Origin of the sequence: Salinisphaera sp. T31B1 (assembly GCF_040361275.1) — a bacterium.
Classification (GTDB): Bacteria; Pseudomonadota; Gammaproteobacteria; order Nevskiales; family Salinisphaeraceae; genus Salinisphaera.
Map to the genome: position 1 here is coordinate 463,908 of NZ_APNH01000003.1, position 18,108 is coordinate 482,015.

The window sequence follows — 18,108 nt, forward strand, 5'->3', positions numbered from 1 at the left end:
CAAGATCAGCCGTTGGCTTTGGGTGGGGCGTCGTCGAGATGATCCATGAGCGTATTCAGGTCTTTGGTCAGCGCGTCCACGCTTTCGTTCTGATTGACCAGCAGTCGTGCCCGGCCCTGGGGGTCGAACACAAAGATCGCGCTGCTGTGCGAGACCAGATAGAAGCCGTTGTCGTTTGGCTCGCCGTAGCCGTAGGTGACCCGATAACGCTTGGCCAGTTGCTTGAGTTGATCCTGGCTGCCGGTGGCGCCGGTGAAGTCCGGGCCGAAGCTTGATGTGAAACGCTGGATACGTTCGGGTGTGTCCCGCTCCGGGTCAACGCTGACGAACAGTACCTTGATACGCTTGCGCGCGGCGTCGTCCAGCCCGCCCAGCGCGGCACGAATACGCGCCATTGTGGCGGGGCAGATATCCGGGCAGTTGGTATAGCCGAAAAACAGCAGGGTAGTGTCGCCCTGAAAATCCTCGGCATCGATCGGTGCACCGGATTCGCTGACCAGGTCCAGCGCCAGATCGGGCATCACCCCCTGAATATCGTGCGCATTGTAATCGGGGGCATCGCTGCCGCAGCCGGCAGTCAACAATGTCAGAACCAGCGCCAGCCAGGCCAGCGAGCAACGGATTGAAGGCTTTCGGGTCATATGGACAGGCTCTCGGAGGCAACCACCGCGGGTTTACGTCGATCCGGGCCGGCCCGATGCTCGGGTTCGCGCTCGTGGCGAAAGCCGAAGCGCAACAGGACCAGGGTGGCAACGACGCTCATCATCGCCGCGGGAATCCAGGTGATCAAACCGCCGAGCTGCTGATCGACGATCGGAGAGATCGGAAAGGCCCGTCCACAGACCGCGTAGACGTCGTAGACCGTGTGGTCGGCGAGCGCAATATAAGCGCCAAGTGCGATCTGAGGGGGCATCACCGCCCAGAGCACGATGATACGCAGGCCGACCGAATAGGTGGTGGCAGTGGTGCCGGGCCGGCGCGGGTCGAGCATGAACCACCAGAAAAGCAGGCCGTCGACTGCCATGGACAGGTTCATCACCCAGTAGTCGCGCGCCGAGAGCATCGCGGTGAAATGTACCGCCGGCCATAGCCAGAAATAGATCAGGCCCACGAACAACACGGCACTGATCACCGGATGCTGGACGATACGGTAGGCCAGAGCGATCGGCGGCAGTTCAGCGACCCAGCGCAGGCCGCCGGCCAGCCACCGCGGGGCGCCCGCGGCCAGCACGGCCGTCGGCATCGACAGAGCGATCAGGAACGGGCCGAGATGGTGCAGGATCAGATGCTGCCCGCGGTGTATGAAGAACATGTACTGGGCGTAGTAGTCGACATACGTCTGCATGACGATATACATGGATGCCAGCCCAACGAAGAACGCGATCGCCGGCAGGATATCGCGTGCCCGCCGCCGACGGGCCAGCCCGCGCCCGTAGCAGGCAGCGGTCAGCGCGAATACGCCGATCAGCCAGGGTAGTGGCTCCCAGGGCGTGATCCAGAGCAGGATTTCGGAAAGCGACATGAGCCGGGCGAGGCGGACGACGGGATGACAGCTATTGTCGCCGGTGTCGGGGCTGGCGACAAAAGCGTCTGTGTTCGACAGGCATCGGCGCTATCTATTTCTTGCCCCAGTCGTCCTTTTCGCGCTCTTCCTCGGCCCAGGCGTCGTGATCCATGTCCTTGAGCTTGCTGCGATCGACGTGCTTGAGATCCTCGCGGCTGGCCGCGATCTGGCGGCGGGCCCATTGCAGCAGGCCGAACGCGGCGACGACGACCACGATGGCGACGATGATCCAGATGACACTGTTCATGAATTGCGACCTGCGATGCGCTGGATGAGCGGGAAATAGGCGGCATAGGGCAGCCGCTGCAACACCTTGAGCATATACGACAGGCGCCGCGGAAACGTGATTTCGAACCGGCGCGCGGCAAGGCCGCGCCGTATGCGGCGCGCCGCTTCGTCCGGCTCGATGATAAACGGCATGGGGAAGCGATTCTTGGCGGTCAGCGGTGTGGCCACGAATCCGGGTGTGATGACGCTGATATCGATCCCGCGCGCGGCCAGGTCGGGCCTGAGGCTTTCGGCGAGGGCGATCATCGCCGCTTTGGACGCACAGTAGGGGGCGGCACCCGGCATGCCACGAAATCCCGCCACGCTCGCCGTCAGCGCGATATGGCCCGCGCGACGCGAGCGCATGCTCGCCAGTACCGCATCGATGCCGTTGACCGCGCCCCCGTAGTTGATCTGCATGCGCGAGAAGACATCCTCGGCGTCGAACCGATCGACAGAAAAAGCGCTGCCGACGCCGGCGTTGAATACCGCGAGATCGATCGGCCCGAGTCGTGACTCGATCGCGGCAACCACGGACCGGTTGGCGGCGCGGTCCGTGACGTCCAGCGGAAAGGCGTGGATCGCTGCGGGAAGGTGCTCACAAACGCTTGCCAGACGCGCCCGATCGCGGCCGGAAGCTGCGACCTGCCAGCCATGGTCGGCCATCTCGCGGGCCAGTGCGGCGCCGATGCCGGAGCTGGCACCGGTAATCCAGACCACGCGATGAGTGCTCATCCGGACGACTCGATCTGCGAAAACCGGGTGGCGGATTGTGACGGATCCTGAAGTGCGGCGACTTCGATATCCTTTTCGGCCCACACGTCTTCCAGCCAGCGCTTGAAACGAGCGCGGTATTCGGGATCGCCCATGTAGTCGCCCTCGAGCAGATCGCCGGGAATATCCAGCCGGCGTACCCGGATCATCACCCGTTCGATGCGTCCGCACAGCAGGTCCCAGAACGTCGGTTCCGGCGTGTTCACATAGGCCACGGTCATGTCGAGTACGCCATCGAGCACATCGTGCATGGCATTGATCGTGAATGCGGTGCCGCCGGCCTTGGGCGGCAGGAGTGCACGATAGGGCGAATTCGCCGCGGCACGCTTGGCCGCCGTCGACCGGGTGCCTTCGGCGTAGTTGACGATCGATACGGGCCAGTCGCGAAAGACCTCGCAGGAGCGGCGTACGGTATCCATGTCGCGGGTACGCAGCGACGGATCCTTCTCGATTTCCGCCCGACTATGTCGTTTCATGAACGGAAAATCCAACGCCCAGCAGGCCAGGCCCACCACCGGTAGCCAGCGCAGCGGCTCCTTGATGAAATACCGGGGAAAGGGTAGCTGCGGCTCGACCACATGGCAGAGCAGCATGACGTCGGCCCAGCACTGATGATTGGAAATCAGTACATAGCGCCCGTCGGGATTGTCCGGCACCTGTTGGTCGTAGATCACGTGCGTTTGGCTGGCCGCCAGTATCACGCCGTTGACGCCGCGGGCCCACCAGCGCGCCACCCAGAGTACGACCCGGGTCGCCGGGTCGCGAAGCCAGGGCCACGGCGCCGCCAGCTTGACCAGGCTGGCCGGCAGCAGCGGAATGAACCCGATCAGCGTCACGGCGATCATGCCAATTACGGCAAAACCGCCGCGCAGGTTGGCCAGCAGAGTCTTCATTAAGCAAGTCGCAAGTCGTGTACGGGGCGAAAAGACGATGGACGCAATGTAGCGTGTGCCTTGAGCCACGCCAACCTTCGTCGATCGAACTCAGCGCGCCGACAGGCTATGCACGGCTTCAACCAGCGCGGCGACGTGTTCGGGATCGACCTGAGGCGTGACCCCATGGCCGAGGTTGAATACGTGACCGGGATGATCGCCGAATCGTCTGAGTACATCGGCCACGTGTTCGCGGATCACTTCGGGCCGGGCGTAGAGCATGGCCGGGTCCAGATTGCCTTGGAGGGCAACGCGGTCGCCGACGCGTTGTCGAGCCTCGTCGATTTCGATCGTCCAGTCCAGACCCAGTGCATGACAGCCGGTATCGGCCATCGCTTCCAGCCAGGGGCCGCCGCCCTTGGTGAACAGAATCGTCGGCACATCGCTGCCGTCCGGCGCGGCATCGAGCTGATCGACGATGCGTTGCATGTAGGCCAGCGAGAATTCGCGATACGCACCGGGCGTCAGCACGCCGCCCCAGGTGTCGAAAATCTGAACGGCCTGGGCGCCGGCGGCGATCTGGGCGTTGAGATAGGCGGCCACCGAGCGGGCAAGCACGTCGAGCAGGCGGTGCAGAGCTGCTGGCTCGTTGTACATGAGCGCCTTGACGTGCTGATAGGTCTTGGACGGCCCCCCCTCGACCATATAGGTCGCCAGCGTCCACGGACTGCCGGCGAAGCCGATCAGCGGCGTTTTGCCGTCGAGTTCACGGCGGATCAGCTTGACCGCCGCCGGCACATAGCCCAGGTCGTCGGCCATGTCGGGAACGCCGAGCCGGTCGATCGCCTCCGGTGTGCGTACCGGGTGCTCGAAATGCGGGCCTTCACCGGCCTTGAAGTACAGCCCCAATCCCATGGCCTCGGGAATGGTGAGGATATCGGAAAACAGAATCGCCCCGTCCAGGGGAAACCGCCGCAACGGCTGGAGGGTGACCTCGCAGGCAAGCTCCGGGTTCTGACACAGATCGAGAAAGCTTCCTGCCTTTTCACGCAGGGCGCGGTACTCGGGCAGGTAGCGTCCGGCCTGGCGCATCAGCCAGACGGGCGTGGCATCGACAGGCTGACGACGAAGCGCGCGCAGAAGACGGTCGTGAGACATGAATCGCTCGAACGGCGGCGGCTGGTATCAGCCCACCGGAAAATGGAATCTGGGCGCAGTTTACCGGCTCGGGCGCGGCCACGGATACCGCTGGCCAGCGGCGGTGCGGGCGGCGCTACGCGGGCTGGTGTGGCGTCAGTGCCTGCGCAATCTCGGCCTGGATGGCCGCGGCGGCCGCGCCCGGGTCGTCGGCATCGCGTATCGGACGCCCGACCACCAGATAGTCGGCGCCGGCGGTGATCGCCTGGGTCGGCGTCATCACGCGTTTCTGATCGTCCGGCGGGCGTTCGTCATTGTGCACCGGCCGGATGCCGGGCGTGACGGTAATCAGCTTGTCGGGCGCATGGGCCCGTAGCCGGGCGATCTCCATGCCCGACGACACCACGCCGTCGCAGCCGGCGGCCAGCGCGCGGCGGGCGCGCGAGAGCACCAGCGTTTCGATGTCGCAGGCAAAGCCCATGTCGTCGAGATCGCCCTGATCCAGACTGGTCAGCGCGGTTACTGCCAGGATACGCGCGCTGCCCGACCGCGCGCCGGCGGCCGCTTCCATGACAGCCTGATTGCCGTGCACGGTGATGAAATCCACGTCGCGCGCGCTCAACCGCCTGACCGCGGCGGCCACGGTGGCCGGCACGTCGAACAGCTTCACATCCACGAAAACCTTCTTGCCGCGTGTCTTGAGCCAGTCAACGAGTTCGAAATAGCCCGGGGCCATGGCCAACTCCAGGCCGACCTTGTAGAAGGTCACCGTATCGTCCAGACGCTCGACCAGCTGGCGAGCCTGTGCGGCGTCTGGCACGTCCAGGGCGAAGATCAGGCGATCCGAGGGGGCGATATCGGCCATGGGACGCTGGCTCCCGGTGGGTCTAGACTTCGAGATAGTCGAGGATTCCCTTGGCTGCTTCACGGCCTTCGAACACGGCCGTGACGACCAGATCCGAGCCGCGGACCATGTCGCCACCGGCGAAGATCTTCGGATTGGTGGTCTGGTATTTGAAGCGGCCTTTTTCCGGTGCGATCACGCGCCCGCCGTCGTCGATGTCGATATGGTGCGGATCGAACCAGTCCTGCGGGTTGGGGCGGAACCCGAAAGCGATGATCACCGCATCGGCGTCGATGACTTCCTCGGTGCCGGGCACCGGCTCGGGGCGCTGGCGTCCGCGTTCGTCGGGCGCGCCGAGCTTGGTGGTCACCACCTTGATGCCTTCGACATGGGTGTCGCCCACGATCTCTACAGGCTGGCGATTGAACAGGAACTGTACGCCTTCTTCCTTGGCGTTCTGCACTTCCCGTGCCGAACCGGGCATGTTGCCTTCGTCGCGACGATAGGCGCAGACGACTTCCTTGGCACCGTGGCGGATCGAGGTCCGGTTGCAATCCATGGCGGTGTCGCCGCCGCCGAGCACCACCACGCGCTTGCCCTTCATGTTGATGAAGTCGTGGGGGCTGACTTCCAGCCCCAACTCGCGATTGATGTTGGCGACCAGGAAGGGCAGGGCTTCGTGCACGCCCTTGAGGTCCTCGCCGGGAAAGCCGCCCTTCATGTAGGTGTAGGTGCCCATGCCCAGGAATACGGCATCGTATTCGTCCATCAGGTCATCGATCTGGACATCCTTGCCCACTTCGACGCCGAGACGGAACTCCACGCCCATGCCTTCCATGACTTCGCGACGGGTCTCGACGACGTCCTTTTCAAGTTTGAAGGGCGGAATGCCGAAGGTCAGCAGGCCGCCGATACGCGGATACTTGTCGAACACCACGGCCTTGACGCCGTTGCGAACCAGGATGTCGGCGGCCCCCAGACCCGCCGGGCCCGCGCCGATGACCGCGACCTTGCGGTCGGTCCAGACCACGTTCGAGACGTCCGGTCGCCAGCCCTGCTTGAAGGCTTCGTCGGTGATGTATTTTTCCACCGAGCCGATGGTGATGGCACCGAAGCCGTCGTTCATGGTGCATGCGCCTTCACACAGGCGATCCTGCGGACAGATCCGGCCGCAGATCTCGGGCAGCGTGTTGGTCTGATGCGATAGCTCGGCGGCCTCGAACAGATTGCCCTCGTTGACCAGTTTCAACCAGTTCGGAATGTAGTTGTGGACCGGGCATTTCCATTCGCAGTAGGGATTGCCACAGGAAATACAGCGGCCGGACTGCTGGGCGGCCGTCTCCTTGTCGAACTGGCCGTAGATTTCGGCGAACTCGTGGATACGCACCGGCACCTCGACCTTTTTCGGGTCTTGGCGCGGCATATCGAGGAACTGCAGATGATTCTTTGCCATCGGTAACCTTTAACTTTAGAACGCGGCTCGCGACAACGCCGCGCAGCGATCGCTGGCGCGGCGTCGCCGTCCCCCTGGTGGCGGCGTGTGGTCGATCAGAGTTCGATCACGCCGCGCGATTGAGCGTATCCAGAATCGTCTCCACACTCTCGGCCTTCGGCTTGACCAGCCAGAACTGGCCGACATAGTCGCGGAAGTCCTCGAGGATGGTCGCGCCCCAGGCGCTGTCTGTCTCGGCGACGTAGGCCTCGATCATCTCACGCAGATAGTTGCGGTGCGCCTCCATGTTCTCGGAGACCACGCGATGAATATCGATCAGCTCATGATTGTAGCGGTCGACGAACTCGCGCTTTTCGTCAAGCACGTACGCCAGACCGCCGGTCATGCCGGCGCCGAAATTCACGCCGGTATGGCCCAGGACCACGACACAGCCACCGGTCATGTATTCGCAGCCGTGATCGCCGATACCTTCCACGACAGCCGTGGCGCCCGAGTTACGCACGCCGAAGCGCTCGCCGGCCATGCCCGCCGCATACAGGGTGCCGCCGGTGGCACCGTACAGACAGGTGTTGCCGATGATGGTCGCCTCGCGCGCGACGTACCGGGTTCTGGAGGACGGACGAATGACGATACGGCCGCCGGCCATGCCCTTGCCGACATAGTCGTTGGCGTCACCCTCGAGATACATATGCAGACCGCCGGCATTGAATACGCCGAAGCTCTGACCGGCGGTGCCGGTGAGCTTGAGCGTGATCGGCGCATCCGACATATCCAGATTGCCATGGCGCCGGGCAATCTCGCCCGACAGCCGTGCGCCCAGCGAACGGTTGTTGTTGTGAACGGTGTACTCGAACGTGCCACCGGCCTTGTTCTCGATGGCCTCGAGCGTGTCGGCGACCATCTGTTCGGCGAGTTCGCCTTTGTCAAACGGCTCGTTATGCGGATTCACGCAGTACATCGGCACATCGCTGGCCAGCCCGCCGTCGGAGAGAATCGGCGACAGATCCAGGCCCTGCTGTTTGGGCGTCTCGCCGGGCAGCAGCTCAAGCAGATCGGTGCGGCCGATGAGTTCTTCGAGCGAGGCCACCCCGATGGAGGCCATCAGTTCACGCGTATCGCGGGCGATGAAACCGAAGAAGTTTTGCACCATCTCCGGGATGCCGATGAAATAGCGATCTCGCAGAATCTCGTTCTGGGTGGCCACGCCCGTGGCGCAGTTGTTGAGATGGCAGACCCGCAGGTACTTGCAGCCCAGGGCGACCATCGGGCCGGTGCCGAAGCCGAACGACTCGGCGCCCAGGATCGCCGCCTTGATGACATCCAGGCCGGTCTTGAGGCCGCCGTCGGTCTGTACGCGCACCTTGCCGCGTAACTCGTTGGCCCGCAGGGTCTGGTGGGTTTCCGACAGGCCGAGCTCCCAGGGCGTGCCGGCATAGCGCACGGACGTCAGCGGACTTGCGCCGGTACCGCCGTCGTAGCCGGAGATGGTGATCAGATCGGCATAGGCCTTGGCGACGCCGGCGGCGATCGTACCCACACCGGGCCCGGAGACGAGCTTGACCGACACCAGAGCCTGCGGGTTGACTTGCTTGAGATCGAAGATCAGCTGCGCAAGATCCTCGATGGAGTAGATATCGTGATGGGGCGGGGGGCTGATCAGGGCCACGCCCGGCTTGGAATAGCGCAGGCGCGCGATCATCGCGTTGACCTTGTGGCCGGGCAGCTGGCCACCTTCGCCCGGCTTGGCGCCCTGGGCGATCTTGATCTGCAGCACCTCGGCGTTGACCAGATAATGCGGCGTCACGCCAAAGCGGCCGGAGGCGACCTGCTTGATCTTGGACATCTTGTCGGTGCCGTAGCGGGCGGCGTCTTCGCCGCCCTCGCCCGAGTTCGAGCGGCCGCCCATACGATTCATGCCCTGCGCCAGGGCTTCGTGGGCCTCTGGCGAGAGTGCGCCAAGGCTCATGCCGGCCGAGTCGAAACGCTGGGTGATGGCCTCGATCGGCTCGACTTCGTCCAGCGCGATCGGGGTGATGTCGTCGCGTAGCTTGAACAGATCGCGCAGTACGGCCACCGGGCGGCTCTGCACGATGTCGGCATATTCACGGTATTTGTCGTATTCGCCGGACGAGACGGCCTCGTGCAGCGTGGCGATCACGTCCGGGTTATAGCAGTGATATTCCTGGCCATGGACGAACTTGAGCAGCCCGCCCTGATCGATGGCCACCCGTGGATTCCACGCGTCGCGGGCCAGCCGCGCGACATCGGCCTGCAGATGGGCGAAACCGGCGCCGGCCACACGACTGACCGTGCCGGCAAAGCACAGGTCGACCACGTCGTCGGCCAGGCCGACGATTTCGAACAGCTGGGCGCCACGGTAGCTGGTGACCGTGGAGATGCCCATCTTCGACATGATCTTGTACAGGCCCTTGTTGATGCCCTTGCGGTAGGTCGCACACAGATCGTCGACGTCGTGGCCTTCGACCTGGCCTACACGCACGAGATCGTTAAGGCATTCATAGGCCAGATACGGATGGATTGCCGTAGCGCCGTAGCCGATCAGGCACGCATACTGATGTGCATCGCGGGCGGTGGCCGTATCGATCACCAGATTGGCGTCACAGCGGAGGTTTTCCGCGGTCAGCCGGTGATGAACCGCGCCGGTGGCCAGCAGTGCCTGGAGCGGCAGCTTGCCCTCGACGATCTCGCGGTCGGAGAGAACGATCACTGTCGTGCCGTCGCGCACGGCGGCGACGGCCTGCTCGCAGATCGACTCGATGGCCGAACGCAGGTCCGTGCCGGCATCGTAGTTCAGATCGATGATCGTATGCGCATAGTCCGCATCGTCCAGCGACAGCAGGCGCCGGAACTTGCCGGTGGACAGCACCGGCGAATCCACCACCAAGCGCTTGGCACGGGCTTCGTTTTCGTCGAAGACGTTGCGTTCGCGGCCGAAGCAGGTCTCCAGCGACATGACGATGCGTTCGCGCAGACTGTCGATCGGCGGGTTGGTCACCTGTGCGAACTGCTGGCGGAAATAGTCCGACAACACCCGGTCCACGCGCGACAGGACAGGGAAGGGGGTATCGTCGCCCATCGAGCCGGTCGCTTCCTGACCGGCTTCGGCGATCGGGCGCAACACCTGATCGCGTTCCTCGAACGACACGTGGAAAAGCTTCTCATAGACCTTGACGGTCCAGCGCTCCATCCAGGCTTCGTCGCGGACATCGGCCAGGCGGGACTCGAGCATGCGCGCGTGCTTTTTGAGCCACTGCTTGTAGGGCGCTCTAGAGGCCAGCCGTTCGTCGATCTCGCGCGGGTGGATCAGCTCGCCGGTCTGAGTGTCCACGGCCAGCATGTCGCCGGGCTTGAGACGCCCCTTGGCCACAATCTGTTCCGGCTCGTAGTCCCAGACGCCGATTTCGGAGGCCAGCGTGATATGCCGGTCTTCGGTGATCACGTAACGTGCCGGGCGCAGGCCGTTGCGGTCCAGACAGCACGCGGCATATCGACCGTCGGTCAGTACGATGCCCGCCGGTCCGTCCCAGGGCTCCATATGCATGGAATTGTATTCGTAGAACGCTCGAAGATCGGCGCTCATGTAATCCACGTTCTGCCAGGCCGGCGGCATCAGCAGGCGCATGGCATAAAAGATGTCCATGCCGCCGGCCAGTAGGATCTCCAGCATGTTGTCGAGACTCTGAGAGTCCGACCCGGTCATCGACACCAGCGGCAGAATGGATTCCAGCTCCGGCAGCTTGTCGGACGCGAACTTGGCCGCCCGCGCGGTCGACCAGTTGCGGTTGCCGGTCACGGTGTTGATCTCACCGTTGTGAGCCAGATAACGGAACGGCTGGGCCAGCCGCCACTGCGGCAGCGTATTCGTGGAAAAGCGTTGATGAAACACGCACAGTGAGGTTTCCAGCCGCTCGTCCGCCAGGTCCTTGTAGAACACGGGCAGATAGCTGGGCATCACCATGCCCTTATACGACAGCACATGCGCCGACAGCGACGGAATATAGAACACGTCGTCGTCGGTCAGCGCGTTCTCGGTGCGACGACGAGCGAAGACCAGCCGGGACTCGAATGCCGCGTTGTCCATATCGGCCGGAGCGTTCACGAACACCTGCTCCAGATGCGGCAACGTGTTGAGCGCTTCTTCGCCGCACGCGGTCTCGGCATCGATCGGGACTTCGCGCCAGCCGGCAACGGCCAGCCCCTCGGCGTCCAGCTGGCGGGCCAGTTCGCTCTTGGCCGCGTCGGTCTTGTCCGTATCGGATTGGAGAAAAACGATGCCGCTGGCGTAATGATCGGCCAGTTCGATGCCGGCCTCGTCGGCCAGCAGGCGCAAAAAGGCGTCCGGCTTCTTCATGAGGATGCCGCAGCCGTCGCCGGTCTTGCCATCGGCAGCCACCGCGCCGCGATGGGTCAGGCGCTCGAGTGCGCCAATCGTGGTCTCGACCAGCCAGTGGCTCGGTTTGTCGTCCATATTGGCGATCAGGCCGAAGCCGCAGGCGTCTTTTTCGAACTCCGGAGAATAGAGTCCGCCGTTCAACTGATGCATTGTCGTTTTCCTCGCCTCGGGTCTGATTCGGCCCCACGCGATGGCGATGCCGGGGGACCGAACGCCATGTTCGGTTCGTACGCCACGGGGATAGTCACTCTAATACGCAGGAACTGCGTCGTCGTGATGCGGCGACCGGATCGGACGCCGGGGGCGTTCTGACAGTATTCCGGAGTATAAAAGCCGGCCGGTGCGCAATCAATCGGCACGCATGAAACACGCCATGCCGAGCGGGCACGGCCGGCGTGTTCTCAACCGGACAGGTACCCGGCCAGGGTAGCGTCCAGTGCGTCGCCGTAGTCGGCGGTCACCACCGCATCGCCGATCGAGCGCATCAGGACTAGACGGAGTCGCCCGGCCTGGACTTTCTTGTCCCGACCCATCAACGCGTGGATCCGGGACGCCGAGAGCTCACACGGCGGCGCGATGGGCAGATGAGCCGCGGCGATGACCGTCTCGATACGCCGGCAATCGCGCGTGTCCAGCCAGCCCAATCGTCGGGCGGTATCGGCTGCCATGCACATGCCGGCGGCCACCGCCTCTCCGTGCAGCCACTGGCCATAGCCCAGTTCGGCCTCCAGCGCATGGCCGTAGGTATGGCCCAGGTTGAGCAGTGCGCGTTGGCCCGATTCACGCTCGTCCGCGGCCACGACTTCAGCCTTGTTGGCACAGGATCGGCGCACGATCTCGGCCAGCAGGGCCGGATCGCGGGCGTTGATGGCATCCATGCGCGCTTCCAGCCAGTCGAAGAACGATGCGTCGCGAATCAGCCCGTATTTGATCACCTCGGCCAGGCCAGCGGCGAATTCGCGTGGCGGGAGCGTCTCCAGTACGTCGATATCGACAAGCACACGGGTGGGTTGGTGGAAAGCGCCGATCATGTTCTTGCCGAGCGCATGATTGACCCCGGTCTTGCCACCCACCGACGAATCCACCTGTGCCAGCAGGGTGGTCGGCAGTTGCACGAAATCCACGCCCCTCTGATAGCTGGCAGCGGCAAAGCCGGCGATATCGCCGACCACGCCGCCGCCCAGTGCAATCAGCGTGCTGTCACGGCCGTGATTGGCCTCGAGTAGTCGGTCGTAGATCCGGTTCAGGGTGCTCAGATTCTTGTAGGCTTCACCGTCGGGCAGCGCCAGCACGTCGACTTCGTGCTCGTCGGCGAGCGCTGTGGTCACGGTCTGCGCATACAACGGGCCAACGGTGTCGTTGGTAACCACCAGCACGCGAGACCCGCGTATTGCGCCTTGATAGGCCGCCGGGTCACCGAGCAGCCCGCGCCCGATACGGATGTCGTAGCTGCGTGTGCCCAGATCGACCGAAAGGCCGGCCTGTTCGGATGGCGGGTGTGTCATGTCGATGGACCGTTGTGGGTGGAGCCGCGCGGAGTGGACGTCGGATCGCCTTCGAAATGGGCATGCGCCTCGACGCGTGCACGATCGCGCACCACCACCGTGCCGGCCAGCTTGTCGTGCCAGCCCTGCTTACGCCGATCGATTCCAACCCAGATCAGGCCCAGGCCCAGTGGAAAGGTCGACACGAAATACCCTAGATAGCGAATGACCATACGGCCAGCCCCGGGTTTGGCGCCGGTCGACGCATCCACGATGCGTGCGCCGATGGCCATCTTGCCCGGCGTGGCCGATCGCGCGATCCAGAACAGCACGACCGCGACGGCCGGCAACACCCAGAACAACAGCACGTGCATCGGGCCGGGCATGCTTGCAGCCAGCAGTTGGTAATCGATACGACCGTAGCGATCGGCCAGCGCTACCGAGCCGTTCATGGTCGTGTAGGCACCCGGCAGAAGACTGGCCAGCGGATACAAAACCACCATTACCAGCACGGTATCGATGATCGAGGCCCAGACCCGGATCCAGAAGCCCGCGTATACCAGCCGCTGCGAGGCCACAGGCCGATCGCCGGCCATCACGCCGTACCGATCGCCTCGAGTTGCTCGACGATTTCGCGGGCCAGCCGGCGAGCCTGCTGCTCGCCGGTGGCGACGACGATATCGGCGATCGAGCGATACAGTGGGTCGCGTTCTTCCATGAGCTGGGTGAGCGTCGCCTCGACGTCGTCGCTGCCCTCGAGGATCGGCCGGTTATTGGCTTTTCGCGTACGGGCCAGTTGCTGCTCGAGCGATGTTTCCAGATAGACCACCACGCCCCGTGCAGACAGCAGGTCGCGCGTATCCGCATCCAGAATCGCACCGCCACCCGTGGCCATAACCGTATTGGGCTGCTCCGACAGCTCCGCGATCATTTCGCGCTCACGCTTGCGGAAACCTTCCTCGCCTTCCATGTCGAAGATGAACGAGATATCGACGCCGGTCCGTCGTTCGACCTCATGATCGGAGTCGACGAACGACATCCCCTTGATCTCGGCGATGCGTCGGCCGATGGTCGTTTTGCCGGCGCCCATCGGGCCGACGAGATAGATGTTTGGGTTTGCTGCCATGAAATATTTGAACTGTTCGTTGAACTCTGGGCCTAGGGCTCTTCGCCGGTATCCGGATCGAACGTCGTCGTACAGTCGCCGTCCATCCCGAACGGGCTGGTTTGGCCAGGGGGCGCCGTATTGTCGTTTCCCACCTGGTGATCGTCGATACCCATTGGAAGCACGAAGAACGCGTTCTGCGTGCTTTCGCTTCCCTGGACGGTCGCTGTCGCGCGTAATCTTACTTTAACCCAACCCGAGAAGTTTTTCGGGTAGGTAATGCCAAACTCGGCCGCTCCCGTATCGTCCAGGTCGACGGTACGGGGTACGCTAGCCACGTTGCCGGGCTCCAGGATGCCGTTGCCGTTACGATCCTCGCCTGTGTCCAGAATACCGTTTGCATTGACGTCCTCGTTGGGACAGCCGAAGTCCGATGCACTCTCGTCGGTAACTGCATACCGCGGCACGTACGTATCCGCCGTGTCGTCGTCGTCCGTGTCGGTAGCGACCTTATTGCCTTCCTGGAACGCCAGTGATTGTACGCGTAGCTGGAAGTCAGCGTCGGAAACCGCGTTGCCGGCGGCGTCAGTCACCAGTGCGACATAGGGTAGCGTATAAGTCGTGGTCTGACTTGCCAGTTCGCCGCCCGTACCCAGAGTGATCCGCAGCGCCTGTCCACCGACGGTTACCGATACGGTATCGCGGGCCGACTCGACACCCACTACGCGTGCAGTGATGACGGCCGGATCGCCCGCGGAGCTGCTGCCGGCCGTGTAGGTTGCCGTGGCTCGTCCGGCATTGTTGGTGGTCTGCTGGCTGGGCTCGATCCGCCCCCCGCTGGTGTCCCGAAGATTAAACTCGACGTCCGCACCGCTGACGAGGTTGTTGTTGGCATCGCGAACGGTAGCGCTGATCGTGCTGCTCTGGCCGGCGTTGAGCGTGGCCGGATCGGCCTGCGCGATCAGCGAAGCGGCATCCTGGGCGACGAACTGAATCGACAGCGAGGTGCTTTGGCCGGAGCCACCGCTGGCGGTGATGATGGCCGGACCGGCGTCCGCCGACGCCAGGGTCGTCGTGGCCGTGCCGGCGCTGTCAGTGGCGACGGTTTGATCGGTGAAGCGGCCGCGCGAGCTCGAAAAGCGAATCGACTCGCCGACGACGGGGCCGTTGGCTGCGCGCCAGGTGAGTGTGATCGGCAGTGATTCATTAATGGGGGCCGTGGTGCCGTCGTCCGGGGCCGAGAACGCGAAACTGGCGCCACCGACTGCCAACGCGGCGCGGGCGGTCGCGCCCAGAGCGCTCGCTGTGATGGTGTCCTGGCCGTTTTCCTTGCCGGTGACCGTGAATCTCACGACCCCTTGGGTGTTGGTATCGATCGAGGCGGCACTAAGCGTGTTGCCTTGGTCGGAACGCAAGGTCACGGCCCGGTTGGCAATGGCGTTGTCGCTGGAATCCAGCAGCGTTGCGGTGAAGTCGGCCTGATTGCCCTGCGCGATCGACTGAGGGCCGCTAAGCGCCAGGGTGGTGCCCACGACAGGGATATCGATCGTATCGCTTTCAGAGCCGGCATTGGCGGTGACTGTAATCGTGCGGTTGGCCGGGTTGCCGCCCGTGTAAAGGATGGCAGACGCTGTGCCATTGGCCTGGGTACTGTCGTCGACTCTTTCGATGACGCCGCTCGATGCGGCGAAGCGTACCGCCTGGCCCTCGACCACATTGTTATTCGCATCGCGAACGATCGCGGTCAGCGTCGTGCCGTCGGCGGCCGACGAGGCGGCCGAAGGCAGCGACGGCGTGGACGACAACAGGGTGATACCCGCCGCGACGGGGGCCGTGGGATCGCCCGGATCCGGGTCGGAATCGTTATCACTGTCGCTGCCGGACGTTGACCCGCCACAGGCGGACAGTGATACGGAGAGTGCCAGGAGCAGCATGGCAAGATAAGGTTTGTTGTTCATTTGATCCCCCAATCGATGCCGACCGCTTGCGGTCGTGCGATCTGCAAAAACAGTGTTGTGAGCGGCTACTTCAAGCTCAGTTGCTCTCTCAGAATCTTCGGCGTGACGAAGATCAGCAGTTCGCGCTTGTCGCGTTGACGCTGGGTGCCGCGGAAGAGCACGCCCAGCAGCGGGATTTCGCTCAGGATCGGCACGCGATCGCTGATATCCCGATTTTCCTGTTCGTAGATGCCGCCGAGTACCACGGTCTCGCCATCGTCGACCAGCACCTGTGTGGTGAGGCTACGGGTGTTGATGGATGGCACGCTGCCGCCGCCCTGTACGTTGATCGTATCGCCCTGGGTGTCTTGGGTGACGAACAGATCCATGATTACGCGGCTGTCGGGCGTGATCTGAGGCGTAACGGTCAGTCCGAGCACGGCCTCCTTGAATTCCACGGTGGCCGCGCCGCTCGACGCGGCTTCAAGATACGGTATTTCCACGCCTTGTTCGATCTTGGCTTCCTTGGCGTTGGCGGTAATCACGCGCGGTGCCGAGATGATCTCGCCGCGGTTTTCCGACTCCAGTGCCGACAGGGCCAGGTCCAGATTGAACGTATCGCCGATGATCGACGTGCTGATCGTGCCCGCGGGGTTGGCCACCGGCAGGTTGACCGTATAGCCGGAGTTGGCCAGATAGTTACCGCCGGAGGGTGATTCGAACGCGGCGTTGTCGGTCACGCCCTGGGTCACGCCCAGATTGCGCGAGAACTCGCGGTTGGCGACCACGATACGGGACTCGATCAACACCTGGCGGACAGGAATGTCCAGACGGTTGATCACGCGCCGGATTTCTTCGAGCTTTTCCGCGGTTTCGTTGATGAGCAGGCTGTTGGTCCGCTCGTCCACGGTCACCTGGCCTCGAGCGGACAGCAGCGACAGGTCGTCGTTGACCGGGCGCACGCCGGGCTGGCCGACCGGGCCGGCCAGAGCGGACGCCGAGCTGCCCGAGCGCAGCAGGCTGGCGATATCGGCAGCGCGTGCGTAGTTGATCTGAATGATCTCCGATCGCAGGGGCGCGAGGTTTGTCGTGGCCTGCTGTGCGACCAGCTCGGCCTGCTCGCGCGCGGCGATCTCGGCCAGCGGGGCGATGGTGATCACGTTGTTCTCGCGCCGCATGCCCAGGCCCTTAGCATTCATGATGATATCCAGGGCCTGGTCCCAGGCGACGTCCTCCAGGCGAAGCGCCATGTTGCCGGTGACGCTGTCAGAGACAACCATATTCACATCGGCCACATCGGCGATGATCTGCAGGACTGCGCGCACGTCGACGTTCTGGAACGACAGCGAGATCTTCTCGCCGGTATAGCGGGGGTTGTCGCGGTCGCGCTGGGCTTTTTCGGCTTGGGTGAGCGGTTGCAGCTCGATGAAGAACTGGTCGCCGGTCTGGTAGGCGATCTGCTCGTAGTCGGCACCGGCCACCGGGGTGACCACGATCCGTGTGCCGCCCTCCCGTGCAAGCGCATCGATGGATTTGACCGGGGTTGCGAAGTCGAGCACGTCCAGCCGCTTGCGCAACGAGGCCGGCAGGGCCACGCCGGGCAACTGCGCCACGACCTGTCCGTCCTGCTCGGTGACGTCCACCGGGCCGATGTTGCCTGCCAGAGATATCTCCACTCGGCCGGCACCCTTTTCACCGCGCCGAAAATCGATATCGCGAACGCTCGGCCCGCCGGAGGCGGGCAGCGACGAACGGGTAGGCACACTCGGGGAAACCGTCGTCGGCGTCTGTGCCGTCGGTCGTTTGTCGACGGCCGGCACGGCACGGGCCGGCGCTGTACTGCCCCCGATGGTCACCAGAATCTCATTACCCTGGCGATTGATGCGGTAGTCCACCATGTCGGTTAATTCGATCACCACCCGCGTTCGTTCGTCGCTGGTGGCCATGGCGATTGCCCGAACAGGGCCTTCGTCGATCCGTTGGTACTGCTGGGCCACGGCGAGCTCGGTGCCCGGAAGATCGATAGACAGCCGGGCGGGTTCGTTGACGGTGAACACCGACGGCACCGGTGCCGCGGAATCCAGCGACAGTCGGATATTGATGCCGTTGTCGCTGGTGGCCACTGCATCCACGCCGGTCAGGCGGTGGGTGGCCGCGGTGGCGTTACCGGCCACTAGCAGGCCGATGCACAGCGCGGTCCGGGCCAAGCGAGAGGGCGTGATACGAGACAGGCGGAAGACGATCGATAGGCTCATGT

Annotated in this window: 14 protein-coding genes; all 14 read right to left on the reverse strand. The window is 63.8% G+C overall.

Annotated features, from left to right (window positions below; translation table 11 throughout):
• Window positions 1-5: 5 nt before the first annotated feature.
• Entirely contained in the window at window positions 6-641 is a 636-nt protein-coding gene (locus T31B1_RS13640; protein WP_353250061.1) for an SCO family protein, read from the reverse strand.
• On the reverse strand, window positions 638-1,522 hold the full coding sequence (locus T31B1_RS13645; protein WP_353250062.1) for a cytochrome c oxidase assembly protein: 885 nt from the start codon (window positions 1,520-1,522) through the stop codon (window positions 638-640). Before T31B1_RS13645 ends, T31B1_RS13640 begins: the two co-directional genes overlap by 4 nt.
• Window positions 1,523-1,616: 94 nt before the next feature.
• Window positions 1,617-1,811, reverse strand: a complete 195-nt coding sequence (locus tag T31B1_RS13650) for a hypothetical protein (protein WP_353250063.1) — start codon at window positions 1,809-1,811, stop codon at window positions 1,617-1,619.
• The gene (locus T31B1_RS13655; protein WP_353250064.1) at window positions 1,808-2,566 is read right to left on the reverse strand and encodes an SDR family NAD(P)-dependent oxidoreductase; all 759 of its coding nucleotides are present in this window, start codon (window positions 2,564-2,566) and stop codon (window positions 1,808-1,810) included. The genes T31B1_RS13650 and T31B1_RS13655 overlap by 4 nt, the downstream gene beginning before the upstream one ends.
• Window positions 2,563-3,498 (reverse strand): 1-acylglycerol-3-phosphate O-acyltransferase, YihG family, encoded by a 936-nt coding sequence (gene yihG / locus T31B1_RS13660; RefSeq protein ID WP_353250065.1) that lies wholly within the window; start codon window positions 3,496-3,498, stop codon window positions 2,563-2,565. The genes T31B1_RS13655 and yihG overlap by 4 nt, the downstream gene beginning before the upstream one ends.
• A 90-nt stretch (window positions 3,499-3,588) precedes the next feature.
• A complete protein-coding gene (gene hemE / locus T31B1_RS13665) occupies window positions 3,589-4,635 on the reverse strand; it encodes a uroporphyrinogen decarboxylase (protein ID WP_353250066.1) in 1,047 nt (348 codons plus the stop codon).
• A 115-nt stretch (window positions 4,636-4,750) separates the two neighbouring features.
• Window positions 4,751-5,479 (reverse strand): orotidine-5'-phosphate decarboxylase, encoded by a 729-nt coding sequence (gene pyrF / locus T31B1_RS13670; RefSeq protein WP_353250067.1) that lies wholly within the window; start codon window positions 5,477-5,479, stop codon window positions 4,751-4,753.
• 22 nt (window positions 5,480-5,501) lie between these two features.
• On the reverse strand, window positions 5,502-6,911 hold the full coding sequence (locus T31B1_RS13675) for a glutamate synthase small subunit GltD family protein (protein ID WP_353250068.1): 1,410 nt from the start codon (window positions 6,909-6,911) through the stop codon (window positions 5,502-5,504).
• A gap of 106 nt (window positions 6,912-7,017) precedes the next feature.
• Window positions 7,018-11,475, reverse strand: coding sequence for a glutamate synthase large subunit (gltB, locus tag T31B1_RS13680; protein WP_353250069.1), 4,458 nt, complete (start codon window positions 11,473-11,475; stop codon window positions 7,018-7,020).
• A 251-nt stretch (window positions 11,476-11,726) separates the two neighbouring features.
• A complete protein-coding gene (aroB, locus tag T31B1_RS13685; protein ID WP_353250070.1) occupies window positions 11,727-12,830 on the reverse strand; it encodes a 3-dehydroquinate synthase in 1,104 nt (367 codons plus the stop codon).
• Entirely contained in the window at window positions 12,827-13,405 is a 579-nt protein-coding gene (locus T31B1_RS13690; RefSeq protein WP_353250071.1) for an RDD family protein, read from the reverse strand. The genes aroB and T31B1_RS13690 overlap by 4 nt, the downstream gene beginning before the upstream one ends.
• Entirely contained in the window at window positions 13,405-13,935 is a 531-nt protein-coding gene (aroK, locus tag T31B1_RS13695; protein WP_353250072.1) for a shikimate kinase AroK, read from the reverse strand. The genes T31B1_RS13690 and aroK overlap by 1 nt, the downstream gene beginning before the upstream one ends.
• Window positions 13,936-13,967: 32 nt before the next feature.
• Window positions 13,968-15,872, reverse strand: coding sequence for an Ig-like domain-containing protein (locus T31B1_RS13700; protein WP_353250073.1), 1,905 nt, complete (start codon window positions 15,870-15,872; stop codon window positions 13,968-13,970).
• A 65-nt stretch (window positions 15,873-15,937) separates the two neighbouring features.
• Window positions 15,938-18,106, reverse strand: a complete 2,169-nt coding sequence (locus tag T31B1_RS13705) for a type IV pilus secretin PilQ (protein ID WP_353250074.1) — start codon at window positions 18,104-18,106, stop codon at window positions 15,938-15,940.
• Window positions 18,107-18,108 lie beyond the last annotated feature (2 nt).